At 69.8% G+C, this 13,844-nt stretch carries 11 protein-coding genes, 1 pseudogene and 2 riboswitches; of the genes and pseudogenes, 4 read left to right on the top strand and 8 right to left on the bottom strand.

The window, feature by feature from the left end; genetic code table 11:
- Positions 1-19 precede the first annotated feature (19 nt).
- From N8I84_RS27690 to N8I84_RS27670, 5 genes and pseudogenes are all read right to left on the bottom strand, one after another.
- Complete coding sequence (locus N8I84_RS27690; protein ID WP_263232197.1) at positions 20-1,027, bottom strand: ABC transporter permease; 1,008 nt, start codon at positions 1,025-1,027, stop codon at positions 20-22.
- A gap of 321 nt (positions 1,028-1,348) precedes the next feature.
- The gene (locus tag N8I84_RS27685; protein WP_263234909.1) at positions 1,349-2,143 is read right to left on the bottom strand and encodes an enhanced serine sensitivity protein SseB C-terminal domain-containing protein; all 795 of its coding nucleotides are present in this window, start codon (positions 2,141-2,143) and stop codon (positions 1,349-1,351) included.
- 239 nt (positions 2,144-2,382) lie between these two features.
- Positions 2,383-3,174 carry an enhanced serine sensitivity protein SseB gene (locus N8I84_RS27680; RefSeq protein WP_263232196.1) on the bottom strand — a complete coding sequence of 264 codons (792 nt, stop codon included), beginning with the start codon at positions 3,172-3,174 and terminating at the stop codon, positions 2,383-2,385.
- Between the two features lie 66 nt (positions 3,175-3,240).
- Positions 3,241-3,411, bottom strand: coding sequence for a hypothetical protein (locus N8I84_RS27675; RefSeq protein ID WP_263232195.1), 171 nt, complete (start codon positions 3,409-3,411; stop codon positions 3,241-3,243).
- Positions 3,408-4,093, bottom strand: a pseudogene (locus tag N8I84_RS27670) (AAA family ATPase). The gene N8I84_RS27675 and the pseudogene N8I84_RS27670 overlap by 4 nt, the downstream one beginning before the upstream one ends.
- Before the next feature lie 221 nt (positions 4,094-4,314).
- A riboswitch (glycine riboswitch) is annotated at positions 4,315-4,426 on the top strand.
- Positions 4,427-4,542: riboswitch (glycine riboswitch) on the top strand.
- A 68-nt stretch (positions 4,543-4,610) separates the two neighbouring features.
- Here N8I84_RS27670 and gcvT point away from each other — a divergent pair.
- From gcvT to N8I84_RS27650, 4 genes are all read left to right on the top strand, one after another.
- Positions 4,611-5,729, top strand: a complete 1,119-nt coding sequence (gene gcvT / locus N8I84_RS27665; protein WP_263232194.1) for a glycine cleavage system aminomethyltransferase GcvT — start codon at positions 4,611-4,613, stop codon at positions 5,727-5,729.
- 109 nt (positions 5,730-5,838) lie between these two features.
- Complete coding sequence (gcvH, locus tag N8I84_RS27660; protein ID WP_263232193.1) at positions 5,839-6,216, top strand: glycine cleavage system protein GcvH; 378 nt, start codon at positions 5,839-5,841, stop codon at positions 6,214-6,216.
- Positions 6,217-6,231: 15 nt separating this feature from the next.
- A complete protein-coding gene (glyA, locus tag N8I84_RS27655) occupies positions 6,232-7,494 on the top strand; it encodes a serine hydroxymethyltransferase (RefSeq protein WP_263232192.1) in 1,263 nt (420 codons plus the stop codon).
- A gap of 119 nt (positions 7,495-7,613) precedes the next feature.
- Entirely contained in the window at positions 7,614-8,981 is a 1,368-nt protein-coding gene (locus tag N8I84_RS27650) for an L-serine ammonia-lyase (RefSeq protein ID WP_263232191.1), read from the top strand.
- A 136-nt stretch (positions 8,982-9,117) separates the two neighbouring features.
- On the opposite strand, the gene N8I84_RS27645 is transcribed toward N8I84_RS27650, so the two are convergent.
- The 3 genes from N8I84_RS27645 to N8I84_RS27635 all read right to left on the bottom strand — a co-directional run bounded on the left by N8I84_RS27645 (position 9,118) and on the right by N8I84_RS27635 (position 13,727).
- Complete coding sequence (locus N8I84_RS27645; protein WP_263234908.1) at positions 9,118-10,539, bottom strand: glycosyltransferase family 39 protein; 1,422 nt, start codon at positions 10,537-10,539, stop codon at positions 9,118-9,120.
- A gap of 388 nt (positions 10,540-10,927) precedes the next feature.
- A complete protein-coding gene (locus tag N8I84_RS27640) occupies positions 10,928-11,578 on the bottom strand; it encodes an ABC transporter ATP-binding protein (protein ID WP_263232190.1) in 651 nt (216 codons plus the stop codon).
- A gap of 52 nt (positions 11,579-11,630) precedes the next feature.
- A complete protein-coding gene (locus N8I84_RS27635) occupies positions 11,631-13,727 on the bottom strand; it encodes a hypothetical protein (RefSeq protein WP_263232189.1) in 2,097 nt (698 codons plus the stop codon).
- Positions 13,728-13,844: the final 117 nt, after the last annotated feature.

Below are 13,844 nucleotides of genomic sequence, written 5' to 3'. Positions count from 1 at the left end.
AAGCTTCGGGTACGGCAGTTCAGCGGGAGCCCTTCGGGTCCAGCGCATCGCGCACGCCGTCGCCGAAGAGGTTGAATGCAAGAACGGTGATGAAGATCGCCACGCCCGGGACCACCATGTACATGGGGTCCGAGTCGTAGTAGTCGATCGCGCTCGAAAGCATCTGTCCCCAGGAGGCCGTGGGCGGCTTGACGCCCACGCCCAGGAAGCTGAGTGCCGCCTCGGTGAGGATGTTGGTGGGGATCATCATTGTCGTGTACACGATGATCGGCGCGACGAGGTTGGGCAGCAGCTCCTTGAAGAGGATGTAGAGGCGCCCGGCGCCGAGCGAGCGGGCCGCCTCGACGTACTCGCGCTCACGCAGCGAGAGCGTCTGGCCGCGAACCACGCGTCCGATGTAGGGCCAGCCGAAGAAGCCGATGACCAGGATCATCACGAACACGCGCACGCTGGAGCCGGTCAGCCCCAGCATGTTGTTCGGCATGACGGAGACCAGCGCGATGGTGAACAGCAGCTGCGGGAAGGCGAGCAGACCGTCCATGACGCGGCTGACGATCGAGTCGACCCAGCCGCCGAAGAAGCCGGCCAGGACACCCAGGACGGTGCCGAGGATGACGGCGACCATGGCGGACAGGAAGCCGACCAGCAGCGAGACCCGCGCGCCGTAGAGGATGCGGGCGAAGATGTCACGGCCGTTGACCGGCTCGACACCCAGCAGGTGATCGCCGCTGATGCCGCCCAGGGACCCCTTGGGGGTGCCGAAGAGCGGGTCGATCAGGTTCTCGTGGTACGCGTCGGGATCCTGCCCGACCAGGTTGGAGATCACGGGCGCGAGCAGGGCGACCGCGATGAGCACGAGCACGACGATGCCGCCCGTGAGGGCGAGCTTGTCCTGCTTGAGACGCTCCCAGGCGATCCGTCCCAGGGAGCGGCCCTGAACGGCTTTCGCGTCGGTGGCGGCAGCTGCTGCTTCCTCGGCCGCCCCCGGGGCCGCTTCCGCAGTCGGCTCGTGCAATGGTGCCGTCATCTGGCAGGGACCCCTCTCAACCGGCGGTGGCCGGCCCGCACTTGCCGCGGTGGCGGCATGAATCAGTCCGTCGTACACAGGGGCGAACCCCTTGAAGCCGGAGTCTTCAATGCTTCGGCGATCAGTGGCCAGACTTGGCAAAGAAAGGATGCATAAACGTGATGCGGACTGGGGAGATCCGTTATCCGGACAGCTGGTAACGCGGTGCGGACACCAGCAAATTAGGACACTTCACGCGAGAGAGGGACCATCCACCCTCATCTACGCGCGAAGAAGAGCTCCGGCTACCGAACCAAGTCCTCCGCCCGGGAAGTACGGACGTCAGTACGCCCCGCGCAACGGCGGATAGCCGTAGCCGCCCGCCGCGGGGGCCGGTGCCGGGGCGTGGGCCTCGCGGTCGTAGAACGGGCGGGAGTTGACCCGGAGCCACATCGCCACCGGGTCGTCCTCGTCGGACAGCGCGACCGTCGACACCGGCAGGCCCTCCGGGACGGCCGTGACGGACTGCTGCATCATCGCCCGCACCGAGTCGACGGCGGGCGGTGAGGTGTCGTAGACGTCCAGGCCGATCGCCAAGTACGGGGCGCCGAGGGCGGGTTGCACCCAGGCGCGGCGCAGGGAGCGCACGGCGGGCGTGCGGTGGGCGTTCTGGGTGAGCAGCGCGTAGAACTGTGGGATCTCGATGGCCGGTTCGGACAGCCTGAGGGGGCCCGCGGGCTGGTGCTCCAGGCCGGCGGCGATGCGGCGCAGGTCCAGCCAGGGGATGCCGACGCCACCGCCGGGCGCGTGCGGGTTGAGCCACAGGCCGTAGTGGCCGGGGTAGAGGGCGCGGGCCGCGTCGGCGCCGTCGATCACCTCGTAGGAGCGGGTCCAGCCGCTGGCCGAAAGCTCCTGTGCGGAGGTGACGCACGGCGCGTAGCCGTTGCCGTCCACTTCCATGGTCGCGTACTGGGCGTCGGGTGAGCCGGCCTGGCCGTGCCACAGCAGCATCCAGACCCTGCCGGTGGACGGGGTTGCGAGCGCGCGCAGGAGCGCCTCGTAGGCGTCGTAACGCCCGGGCGTCACCTGGCGCAGCATGTGTTCGACCTGGCCGGCCGTGGTGCCGCTCGCGCTCACCCCGCTCACCCTTTACCGCCCCTTCGCTGACGATGTGCTCCGCATATGAAACCAGGTTAGGTGGGTCCGCTGACAGCCGGTGCGCGGTGGCTGCCGCCGGCCGCGGGCGCCCAAGAGCTCGGGCTCTGCTGCAGGCCGGCGGGTGCGGCTCGTTCGTGGCTGGGCGCGCCCACGCGGCGGAGCCGTATATCGACACAGCCCCGCGCCCCTGAGGGGGCGCCCCTGACGGAGCGCCCTGCTCAGTACCCCTGCTGGTAGAACGGCCGGACCTTCTCTCTCATCCAGTCGGCCACCGGGTCCTGGGCGACGTCCAGGAGGACCAGGTTGACCGGCCACTCGACCGCCACCTTGGCCAGGGCGCGGCCGAGGGCGTCCATGGGGAGGGTGCGGAGGTCGCCCTCCCACTGGGAGAGCTCCACGCCGACGAACAGCACCGGGTCCGCCGTCTCGACGGCGGCAAGGCAGCGGCGTGCCGTGAGGACCACGCCGGTCGCCGCGAACTCGGCGGACGCGGCGGCGAGGAAGTCCACCGGGTCGTCCTGCCAGTCCGGTTCGAAGAGTCGGACGCGGCCGCCGGTCGTGGGGCCGTCCAGCGGGGTGCGTCCGACGCGGCACAGTTCGGCCACCGCCTCCGGAGGCAGGGGTATGCCGACCACGCCGCCCGGGTTGACCGCGATGCCGACCTGCGGGGGCAGCCCGCGGGCGAACTCGGCGGCGGGCGCGATGGTGTACGACATGTGGCCGCCGGCGGCGTGGCGGAACTGCTCCTCAGAGCTGAACACCGGGACGTACGCCTGTCCCTCGATGTCCAGTGTGGGCAGGTCGAGGGGGCCGCTGTGCGGGCCGCCGCCGTTCGGCAGCGGCACCCACAGGAAGCTGCGGCCCAGCACCTCGACGATCCGGCCGCCCGCCGAGGGGATGCCGAGCGAGGCGGAGAGCACCTCCTCCAGCTCGTTGCCCGGCCATCCGCCGTGCGGATGGGGGTGCGCCTGTGCCGGGAAGTCCGCGGGAAGGTCCGCCGGGATGTCCATCTGCCTACCGCCTGCCGAGTACCACTGGTGTGGCGAAAAGGCTAACGGGTGCGCGGGCGGCGCGATTCATTCCGCTCCTTCCGGGCGGTCCGCGAAGTCGATCCGGCGCAGCACGTCCACCGCGTCGCGGTCGAGCAGGACCGCCGAGCCGCAGCCCTCCGGGAGCCTGCCCCGCTCGACGGCGCGCAGCAGATGACGATTGGCGCGGCGGTGGCGCAGGAAGGCGGCGCGATTCATTCCGCTCCTTCCGGGCGGTCCGCGAAGTCGATCCGGCGCAGCACGTCCACCGCGTCGCGGTCGAGCAGGACCGCCGAGCCGCAGCCCTCCGGGAGCCTGCCCCGCTCGACGGCGCGCAGCAGATGACGATTGGCGCGGCGGTGGCGCAGGAAGGCGTACCTGGAGACGCCTCGGCCCCGCTCGCGCTGGCCGTCCAGGGCCGTGTCGGGGGTGACGTCGAGCAGAAGCAGATGCAGCGTGCCGCCTCGGCGCCGGGCCTCGCGGGCCAGCCAGGTGCGCACCCAGGTCTGGGTGCCGCAGTCGTGCACGACGACTCCGCTGCCGGCGCGCAGGGCCCGGCGCAGGCCCGCGTAGTGCGCGAGGCGGACCAGGGGGCGGTAGACCCCGTACGGCAGGAAGCGTGCCAGGCGCGCGTCCCAGCGGTCGCGGGTGTCCTGGGAGTCGACGCGGGCGCCGCGCACCGTGCGCCGCATGAGCGTGGACTTGCCGCTGCCGGGCAGGCCGGTGACCACGACGAGGTCGCGGGCGCCGAAGGTGAGCCCGTACGGGCTGTGGCCCCCTCGGTCGCGCAGGTCGCGGACCACCGGCGCCGGCACCGGCGCGCCGCCTCCCGGGCCGGGGCTCCGGGCTGCCGGGGTACCGCGATGCCCGTGGTCATGGCGTACGCCGTCGTCCTGTCCACCGTGATCGTCCTCCCTTGCGGTCAGGAAGTCCCATCCCCGCCGAGTGTAAAGAGAAGGTAATGGACGGTTTCCCCCGATGGCGTTCGCGTACTGCCACAAGCCGGTCACAGATGCGTCCGGAAGCCGGTCACGCCGGCGGTCCCGGGCCGGATGCCCACGCGGCCTGCCACGATCGGGCGAGGCGTGCAATGATGTGCGCGCCAACTGCATACCGGCCGCTTGAATCCGCGCGGGAGAGTTCCGGGGACGTACGGGGTACGTACGTGGGCCCGGGCGCCGAAGGAGCAAGTCCCTCCCTTGAATCTCTCAGGCCCCGATACCGCGCGGGCGAGGCACATCTGGAAAGCGGGCCGCTTCTCGGTGGCTCCACCCAAGGTGCAAGCCGTGACGACCCGCCGTGCGGGCGTTCATGGCGAACCTCTCAGGTTCCGATGACAGATGGGGAGGACCGACCTCGCCCTCCCCCACGCTCGAATTCGCTCGCGCGGGGGGACCCACGCCCTGGGAGCACAACCGATGAGCAGTAGCCCCCTGCGCCGCACCGCGCTCGATGCCCTGCATCGTTCGCTCGGCGCGACGATGACCGACTTCGCCGGCTGGGACATGCCCCTCAGGTACGGCTCCGAGCGCGACGAGCACGTCGCCGTCCGCACCAAGGCGGGGCTGTTCGACCTCTCGCACATGGGCGAGATCACGGTGACCGGGCCCGAGGCGGACCGGTTCCTCAACCACGCGCTGGTCGGCGACATCGCTTCCGTCCGCGTGGGCCGCGCCCGCTACACCATGATCTGCCGGGAGGACGGCGGCATCCTGGACGACCTGATCGTCTACCGGCTGGCCGACGCCGAGTACATGGTCGTCGCCAACGCCTCCAACGCCCAGGTGGTCCTCGACGCGCTGACCGAGCGTGCCGCGGGCTTCGCCGCCGCGGTGCGCGACGACCGGGACGCGTATGCGCTGATCGCCGTCCAGGGCCCCGAGTCGCCCGGCATCCTGAAGTCCCTCACCGACGCCGATCTCGACGGCCTGAAGTACTACGCCGGCCTGCCCGGCACGGTGGCGGGCGTCCCCGCCCTCATCGCGCGCACCGGCTACACCGGCGAGGACGGCTTCGAGTTGTTCGTCGCGCCCGAGCACGCCGAGAAGCTGTGGCAGGCGCTGACCGAGGCGGGCGCCCCCGTCGGTCTGGCCCCCTGCGGGCTCTCCTGCCGCGACACGCTGCGCCTGGAAGCGGGCATGCCGCTGTACGGGCACGAGCTGAGCACCTCGCTGACGCCCTTCGACGCCGGGCTCGGCCGGGTGGTGAAGTTCGAGAAGGAGGGCGACTTCGTGGGGCGTGCCGCGCTGGAGGAGGCCGCGGCCCGTGCTCAGGAGAACCCGCCCCGCGTCCTCGTCGGCCTGGTCGCCGAGGGCCGCCGCGTGCCGCGGGCCGGTTACCCGGTCGTCGCGGGCGGCGAGGTGATCGGCGAGGTCACCTCCGGGGCGCCCTCCCCCACGCTGGGCAGGCCGATCGCGATGGCGTACGTCGACGCCGCACACTCCGCGCCGGGCACGCCCGGGGTCGGGGTGGACATCCGGGGCAGCCACGAGCCGCACGAGGTCGTGGCACTGCCGTTCTACAAGCGCCAGAAGTAGGCACTCGGCGGACAGGTGACGTGATCCCGCGCACCTCCGCCGTGCTCACGCACGTCTCCAGCAGTACTCCCTTCACCACCACTCCCCCGCGTACAGGAGAATTCAGGCCATGAGCAACCCCCAGCAGCTGCGCTACAGCAAGGAGCACGAGTGGCTGTCGGACGCCGAGGACGGCGTCGCGACGGTCGGCATCACGGAGCACGCGGCGAACGCGCTCGGCGATGTCGTCTTCGTCCAGCTCCCGGAGGTCGGTGACACGGTGACCGCGGGCGAGACCTGCGGCGAGCTGGAGTCGACGAAGTCGGTCAGCGACCTGTACTCCCCGGTCACCGGCGAGATCACGGAGGTCAACGAGGACGTGGTCAACGACCCGTCGCTGGTGAACTCCGAGCCGTTCGAGGGCGGCTGGCTGTTCAAGGTGCGCGTGTCCGAGGAGCCGGCCGACCTGCTGTCCGCCGACGAGTACGACGCCCACGTCGCCGGCTGAGGAGCGCACCCGCAGATGACCGTTCTGAACACGTCCCTGCACGAGCTCGACCCGGAGGTCGCCGCAGCGGTCGACGCCGAGCTGCACCGCCAGCAGTCCACCCTCGAGATGATCGCCTCCGAGAACTTCGCCCCGCTGGCGGTCATGGAGGCGCAGGGCTCGGTCCTCACCAACAAATACGCCGAGGGCTACCCCGGCCGCCGCTACTACGGCGGCTGCGAGCACGTCGACGTCGCCGAGCAGATCGCCATCGACCGGATCAAGGAGCTGTTCGGCGCGGAGTACGCCAATGTGCAGCCCCACTCCGGCGCCTCCGCCAACCAGGCCGCCCTGTTCGCGCTGGCCCAGCCCGGCGACACCATCCTCGGCCTGGACCTGGCGCACGGCGGCCACCTGACCCACGGGATGCGGCTGAACTTCTCGGGCAAGCAGTTCGACGTGGTCGCCTACCACGTGGACGAGACCGGCCGGGTCGACATGGCCGAGGTCGAGCGGCTCGCCAAGGAGCACCGCCCGAAGGTGATCATCGCGGGCTGGTCGGCGTACCCGCGGCAGCTGGACTTCGCCGAGTTCCGCCGGATCGCGGACGAGGTCGAGGCGTACCTGTGGGTGGACATGGCGCACTTCGCCGGTCTGGTCGCGGCGGGCCTGCACCCGAACCCGGTGGAGTACGCCGATGTCGTCACCTCCACCACCCACAAGACGCTGGGCGGTCCGCGCGGCGGCATCATCCTCGCGAAGAAGGACTTCGCGAAGAAGCTGAACTCGTCCGTCTTCCCGGGCTTCCAGGGCGGCCCCCTGGAGCACGTGATCGCGGCCAAGGCGGTGTCCTTCAAGGTCGCCGCGTCGGAGGAGTTCCGCGAGCGCCAGCGCCGTACCGTCGAGGGCGCGAAGATCCTCGCCGAGCGGCTGACGGCCGCCGACGCGCGCGAGGCCGGCGTGAACGTGTTGACCGGCGGCACGGACGTGCACCTGATCCTGGTCGACCTGCGCGACTCGGAGCTGGACGGGCAGCAGGCGGAGGACCGCCTGCACGAGGTCGGCATCACGGTCAACCGCAACGCGGTCCCGAACGACCCGCGCCCGCCGATGGTCACCTCGGGCCTGCGCATCGGCACGCCGGCCCTGGCGACCCGCGGCTTCACGGCCGAGGACTTCACGGAGGTCGCGGACGTCATCGCCGAGACGCTGAAGCCGTCCTACGACGCGGAGGGGCTCAAGGCCCGGGTCAAGGCCCTGGCCGAGAAGCACCCGCTGTACCCGGGTCTGAACAAGTAGGTCACCTTCTGCGGGGCACCGCGCACACTGGGAGTACCGGCGTGCGCGGTGCCCGCACCCCTGTACCGCCCCTTCTGCACCACCCCCTTTTGCACCACCCCCGTAGTGAGGAGTCACCCGTGGCCGTCTCGGTCTTCGACCTGTTCTCGATCGGCATCGGCCCGTCCAGCTCCCACACGGTCGGCCCGATGCGCGCGGCCCGCATGTTCGCCCGCCGGCTGGGCAACGAGGACCTGCTGGCCTCGGTGGCGTCCCTGCGCTGCGAGCTGTACGGCTCCCTCGGCGCGACCGGCCACGGTCACGGCACCCCGAAGGCGGTCCTGCTCGGCCTCGAGGGCGCCTCCCCGCGCACGGTGGACGTGGAGACGGCCGACGAGCGGGTCGAGGCGATCAAGGCGGAGGGCCGTCTGAAGCTCCTCGGCGAGCACGAGGTCCCGTTCTCCTTCGACGACGACCTGATCCTGCACCGCCGCAAGGCGCTGCCGTACCACGCCAACGGCATGACGGTGTGGGCGTACGACGCCGAGGGCAAGGAGCTGCTCTCCAAGACGTACTACTCGGTCGGCGGCGGCTTCGTCGTGGACGAGGACGCGGTGGGCGCCGACCGCATCAAGCTCGACGACACGGTCCTGAAGTACCCCTTCCGCACGGGCGACGAGCTGCTGCGGCTGACGAAGGAGACGGGCCTGTCGATCTCCTCGCTGATGCTGGAGAACGAGCGTGCGTGGCGTTCGGAGGAGGAGATCCGCTCCGGGCTGCTGGACATCTGGCGGGTCATGCAGGCGTGCGTGGCGCGGGGCATGTCCCGGGAGGGCATCCTGCCCGGCGGCCTGAAGGTGCGCCGCCGCGCGGCCGTCACCGCCCGCCAGCTGCGCGCCGAGGGCGACGCGACGGCCCGCGCGATGGAGTGGATCACGCTCTACGCGATGGCGGTGAACGAGGAGAACGCGGCCGGCGGCCGGGTCGTGACCGCCCCCACGAACGGTGCCGCGGGCATCATCCCGGCGGTCCTGCACTACTACATCAACTTCGTGCCCGGCGCGGACGAGGACGGGATCGTGCGCTTCCTGCTGGCCGCCGGAGCGATCGGCATGCTCTTCAAGGAGAACGCGTCCATCTCCGGCGCCGAGGTCGGGTGCCAGGGCGAGGTCGGCTCGGCCTGCTCCATGGCGGCGGGCGCGCTGGCGGAGGTGCTGGGCGGCACCCCCGAGCAGGTGGAGAACGCGGCCGAGATCGGCATGGAGCACAACCTCGGCCTGACCTGCGACCCGGTCGGCGGTCTGGTCCAGATCCCGTGCATCGAACGCAACGGCATGGCCGCGGTGAAGGCGGTCACGGCGGCCCGGATGGCGATGCGCGGCGACGGCTCGCACAAGGTCTCCCTCGACAAGGTCATCAAGACCATGAAGGAGACCGGCGCGGACATGAGCGTCAAGTACAAGGAGACGGCGCGGGGCGGGCTGGCCGTCAACATCATCGAGTGCTGAGGGAACCGGCACGAAGCAACAGGCCTGCGGGAACAGGCCCTCGAGCTGGCATGTCGCGGCTGCCGGGACCGGCACTCGGTCATGACGGGACGCACGAGCGTCTGCGCCGCGCGGTGGTCGGCCGCCCGGCCGGGTCTCAGTGCAGTGTGATCACCGTTGCGTCGCCGACGGCTCCCCGGGTGGGGATCCTTCGCGTTGTGGTTTCACGCCCGCCGATCAGCTGCTTCAGGGCTGCCGGGCCGGGTTGCAGGCGCCCTCGTTCGAAGAGCACAAGGCTGACTCTTGTGTGAGGGGGCGGTTCCATCCGACGGTACTGGCTGTATGTGACCGCGTCGCACCCGGAGTACCAGCCCATCTCGGGCTCGTATCCGGTCACCAGGAGACAGGGCTCGTCGGAGGCGAGCTGCCGGGCCACAGGCACGGTCGAGGCACCGAGTCGTTCGGGGCCGGGCATCGCGCCGTGGGCGACGACTTGAGCGGTTCCGAGCACCGTGACCGCGGTCAGGACCGCGACGGCCGCAAGTACTCCTGATGCCCAGTGGCCGACCCGGTCCGCTGTCTCGGACACCCCCAGAACGGTGAGGAGCACGACCGAGAGATATATGAACCGGGGCTCACCGTCCGTGGCGAGTCCCAGGACGACGCAGATCAGAACGGCGGACATGCCCAGAAACGCGGTGCGCCGGTCGTGCATGCGCAGTTCGCCCCCATGCGGACGATGGGAACGCCACAGTCGTCGTATCGCCCCTCCCATCGCCACGAGCCCCGCGGCCATGACGACGGCTCCCAGGTCACCGGCCAAGCGGTACGGGAAGATCGCGACGTAGTAGACGAGTCCGTCGCCCACGAATCTGCGTTCGGCCTGATCGGTCGCCCAGAAGATGATTCCCAGCGGTGAGCCGGTGGTCCTGGTCGCGTAGACGAAGTGCGGCAGGAGGCCGAGTACCAGGATCACCGCCGCAAGACCCAGGCGACGCCCTTGGGCGAGCCAGGCACGGGGCCCATAGGCGATGACGGCGGCCGATGTGATCGCGAGCAGGTTTCCGACGACTCCGTACCGCAGGTAGAAAGCGGCCAGCGTGACGAACGGCAGCAGGAGCAGCGCCCGGGAGTTCTTCTTCTCCTGCGTCCGGACCACGAGGAACACCACGATGAGCAACAGCCCGGTGGCGCCTATGTCGTTGAGGAACTCAGGGAGCCGACGGAGGAAACCGAGTCCGCTGAGCAGCAAGAGCATGACCACGACGGCCCGGCGGCGCGACAGCCACTGAGCGGCGACCAGATACACGACTGTGAGCGTGAACAGGCTCAGAAGCAGCGCGACGACGCGAAGGGCGCCGACGTCGTCGTGCACGGCGAGCGCCAGCCTGCCCAGAGCCGGAAGGCCGACGGGGCGGTAGAGGCCCCAGCCCGCGTCAGGGGTGCCGTCCAGCCAGAAGCGGGCCTTGTTGGCGTAGACGGCTTCCTCGTGCGCGAAGTGAGGCTCTTCGTCCTGCAACCACGCCCAGACGCCGCACGCCAGGAGGAGTACGCCCACGACGTACGCCTCGACAGGCACACGCCGCAACAGGGCCAGCGTTCTCTGTACAGAGGCCGGTACGCCGGCCTTTGACCAGCGGGGACGGCACAGCAGCCAAGCGGGGGCGGCTCCGAGCAGGTACGGCCAGGGTTGCCACCCGGGCAGCCGTCCCCCCATCCCGACGATGATCAGAAGTTGTTGCAGGGCCGCGGCCACCGTGAGTGTGACGGCCGTGACAAAGGCTGCTCGACGGAGCGGTGAGGCGACGGCGGAGGAGTCCGCAGAGGCTGTTCGACTCGCAGGAGAGGCAGCCTTCACCTTGTTTCGGTACATGTCCGGTTTTTCTCTGGCGCACAGGCCAGTGCGAGAGCATGGTGCCGTGGCCGAAGCGCCCGGCGGATGTGTGATCGACGGCCGGGGTCGCCACTCAAGCGACAAGGGAACTCTCGTGGACCGAGTAGACGGCGTCGCATCGGTCGCGCACGTAGTCGTCGTGGGTGGCGATGACTACGGCGCATCCGGCATCGCTCATCTCCCGGAGGATGTCGATGACCACTGTGGTGTTGGCATGGTCGAGGGCGCCGGTCGGCTCGTCGGCGAGCACGAGCGCCGGTTTCTTGACCATGAGCCGGGCGAGCGCCACACGCTGCTGCTCTCCGCCACTGAGGTGGTGGATCTTCTCCTTCTCCCGCCCCGCCAGGCCAACGCGGTCGAGGGCCTCGGCGACGGTCGTACCGGCATTGCCCCGCAGGGTCCGTTGCGGCTTGACGGCAACCTCCAGATTGGCCGCGACGGTGGCGTTCTCGATCAGGGCGTAGCTCTGGAAGAGGTAACCGAGGACATCGCGACGGAATCGGCGGATCTCGCCCCGTCCGAAGCGGGTTATGTCCTTTCCCTCATGACGGATCGTCCCCGCGCTCGGCTTGTCCAGAAGCCCGATGCAGTTGAGGAGGGTGGACTTCCCCGATCCACTGGGGCCGACAAGGGCGAGCATCTCGCCGCGGCTCACGGTGGCGGTGACATCGGACCACAGAGTACGGGTGCCGAAGGTCTTCGACAGCTTGACGATATCGATCACGACAATGCTCCTGAATGCTCCTGCTGAGTGGGGGGAATGCGCCTGCGCCGGCTCACCTCTCGGCAGCCCCGTCCGTCACGATGCGCCGGTGGAACACCGCGAGAGCGAGAAGCACGGCACAGACTTCGGTGATGACCAGCCCGGCGATGACACCGAGGTCCGATGCGGTGATCTGGACGGGCGGGAAGGGCGCGGGGATGCCGCGGGAGGTGAACTCCCGTACCTCCTGGTGCTGTTGCCAGACCTGGATGGGCACCCACCAGGCGATGAAGACCGCGAGGACGCCTTCCACGGCGAGGATGAAACGGTGGGTTGCGACGAACGTCCAACCGCTGATGTGTTGCGCGAAGACTGCCTGCGCGTGCTTGCGCGCGTGGATGAAACAGACGCCGACGCCGGTGGCGAGGAGCACGGCCACGCCCGCGACGAGGCTGAAGAGCCGCAGTCGGAGGCCGTTGACGGCGTCCCTCAGCCCGAGTGCGGCGCTCTGCCCGACCGGACGGACGGAGGTCACATACGTTCCCAGTCCGGTCTTGTCGGCCGCCATGGCGTTCAGGGCATCCTGAGGGTCGGGGAAGACGATCCCCTCCTGGGTGGCGAACGCGGTGTAGGCGTCGTCGGTGAGGATCTTCGAGCCGTTCGGCACCACGACGAGGACCGGGTCACGCACCAGCGACCGGTCCTCGTTCGGGCGTCCGCCGGAGTTGTAGCCGAAGACGCTCTGGCCACTTCGCGCCCGGAGTGTCTCCACCCTCAAATGCCGACGGACATCCGGATCCAGTCGGCCCAGTACATCGGGGACCGCCGCGCTGATGTCCGACGCGTGGCGGCCGAGGGATTCGGGGACGATGACGCGCACCGCGCGGGCCTGTGCCGCCTTCCCGTCCTCAGCCACCGGAGAGTGGCGCCGTCCCATCGGGTCGAGGACCGACTGCTTGGCGAGGAAGGTTTCGTTGACGATGAGCATCTCGCCCTGCGGGAGGTGCGCGTCGGAGGAGGCGTCCTGCAGGTCGCGGCGCCCGGCGACAATGATCTCGCCCGCCGCGTCGGCCCGCCGCAGCCACCGGCCCACCTGCGTGATCACCTGCTCCTCCTGGCCCACCAGGCTGCCGTTGAGGCGGATGGTCACGGCGTCGCCCACCTTGGCGTAGGTGTCCTGGTCGGCCTGACGCGCAAGCACGTCCTGGCCCGCCAGCGCGATGTCCATGGCGATACCGAGCGCGAGGAGCAGCGCGGGGACACGCACCAGGTAGGTGCAGACGAACGCCGCCCGGGCGGGTAGCTCGCCCTTGAGGGCACGCAGTACCTCGACCCTGAAGGTCAGCGCGAGCACGGCGGCATGCGCGGCCAGTACCAGCACGATGAGCACGCCGGCGAGGACCGCGCTCACCCCGGCGAACAGCCCCAGCCAGGCGAGACCGTTGTAGAAGCCGAGGAGAGCCAGCACGACGGTGGCCACGGCACCGGCTGCGACCGACCAGAACAACGCCAACTGCCTGAGGTCACGGGCGAGGATGTCCATGAAGGACTTGCCCTGCAGGCGCAGGACCGCGTACGCCTTCGCGCTCAGCAGCACGCTTGCGCCGGTCATCGTCACGGCGGCGAGAGCGACCACCAAGAAGGACCGGAACAGGTCGCCGCCCGAGAACCGAAGGACGAGTTCGCGGTACGAGAGCGGGTGCTGCACGCTTGCCCGCAGGCCGAGATCCGCGAACTCGGAGACCAGGGCATTCGCGGCCTCGGACGATCCGAAGACGTAGTAGTAGCCTCGAGGGTCCCGCTGTCCGAGATCGGCGATCGGGTGCACATCCGTTGCGTACTGCCTGCTGAACTCGGGGTAGCCGTCGTCCAGCCATGACGCAGCATCGGATTTCGGGACACCCGAGGTCAGATACAGGTGTCGGCGACCGTCGGGATTCCTCGTGTCGGGCAGCTCGCGAGCCACCGAGACCCTGTGCTCGACCGAGAACGAGGCGATGGCTCGGGTCACCTGTGCGCCGCTCACCGAATCGTTGGAGTCGAACACCCAGATCTGAGCCGAATTACCCAGGACCAACTCCTCGTCCAGCCCTCGCACGAACAGAAAGGCCGTCATCGCGGAGATGACCAGCACGGCGGCGTGGACGAACTTGATACCTCGGTGCAGCATCGGTTACCTAGGTTCGGGCACTCGGGAGCGCGTCGTGGGAATGTACTGTGAAAAGCCTGACTGCGGGAGGGACGGCAGCCGTCCCGCAGTCAGGCCTGGCAACCCCGTTGGGCCGCG

Origin of the sequence: Streptomyces cynarae (assembly GCF_025642135.1) — a bacterium.
GTDB lineage: Bacteria > Actinomycetota > Actinomycetes > Streptomycetales > Streptomycetaceae > Streptomyces > Streptomyces cynarae.
Note: the sequence above shows the minus strand (reverse complement) of the source record. Positions and strands in the feature narration are given on the sequence as shown.